The following is a 1,351-nucleotide window of genomic DNA, read 5'->3' as shown; positions in this document are numbered from 1 at the left end:
CCCTCGACCGGCGTCGTGTTGCTGACGGTCCGGGTGAAGTTGCTGTTGCCGTCGGCCCAGGACACCGAACTCGGCGCCGCACCAGCCATGCCGACACCGGCGGTGACCGCGAACCCGGCGGCGATGGCCACCGCGCTGAGGCCACCGACGATCCGGCGCGTGTTACCTACAGACATGTTTTCCTCTCAAACGACGAACCGAGACGGCAGCCGGAAACCGAAGGTGCCGCGAACAATCGGGCCTCGGATCCCCCGCTGCGCTGTGGCCGCGAGGGGCCCGAGGCCCTGATCAGTTGTGTGGTGCTGCGCCTAGCTGCCGAAGAGCGAGCCGAGGCTGCCGGTGCCGCCGCCGTTCTCCCCGCCGCCGGGGATGCCCTCGGACACGGCCACGGAAACGCTGTCCGCGGACGCGTTGACAGTGCCGGCACCGGAGAACTCGGCCGCGATGCTGCGCTGGCCGGCGACGGCAGGCGTCCACGCGATGCTCGCCTGGCCGTTCGCGTCGACGGTGGCGGTGCCGATCACGACACCGTTCTCCTTGAAGGTGACCGACCCGCCGGCGTTGCCGGGGGTGACCTTCGCGGACGCGGTCGACGCCTGGCCGACCTTCAGGTTCTCACCGACGGTGAGCACGGTGGTCGAGCTGGAGTTCTCGGCCGGCTGCGCCGCCACGGTCACGTTGGCGGAGGCGTTCGAGCCGGTGACACCGGTGCGTCCGGAGAACGTCGCGGTGATCGCGTGGGCACCCGGGGTGGCCGGCACCCAGGAGTACACAGCTTCGCCGTTGGCGGCGACGGGAACCTCGGCCAGCGTCGTGGCGCCGTCCTTGAACACCACGTTGCCACCGGCACCGGCCGGGGAAACGGTGGCCTTCAGGGTGCTCGACCGCCCGACCTGAGCGTCGACGATGGGGGCAAGCGACGTCGACGAGACCGCGTCGGACTGCGCGACCTGGATGTTCTGCTGGGCCGACTGCGAACCCTGCGCCTTGTCGGTCGCCCCGAACTTCGCGGACAGCGCATGGGCACCGCGCTCGGCGGGGGTCCACGTCAGAGTCGCGACGCCGGCAGCGTCGAGTGCACCCTGGCCGATCTTGGTCGCGCCGTCGAAGAACTCGACGTTGTTGCCCGCGGCACCTCCGGTGACCGTCGCGCTCAGCGGCACGGCCTGGCCCACCTGGACGCCCGCCGGCACCGCGGCCAGCGCCGTCGTGGTGACGTTCTTGCTCACCGTCACGGTCGTGCCCTTGTTCGGGTAGCTACCCGAACCCAGCGACCCGGAGTAGTCCGTCCACGTGTTCATCGCGACGTCACGATCGCAGTTCGCACCGACCTTGTACGAGAACTCGAACG

Annotated in this window: 1 protein-coding gene; it reads right to left on the bottom strand. The window is 70.2% G+C overall.

What is annotated here, in order from left to right:
- Positions 1–308 precede the first annotated feature (308 nt).
- The coding region (locus tag AC1DWC_RS26660) for an Ig-like domain-containing protein (RefSeq protein WP_477912896.1) at positions 309–1,351 on the bottom strand (1,043 nt) is incomplete at its 5' end.

Source organism: Rhodococcus sp. P4_C10, from assembly GCF_056402135.1.
This window is presented reverse-complemented; position numbering and strand designations above follow the sequence as displayed.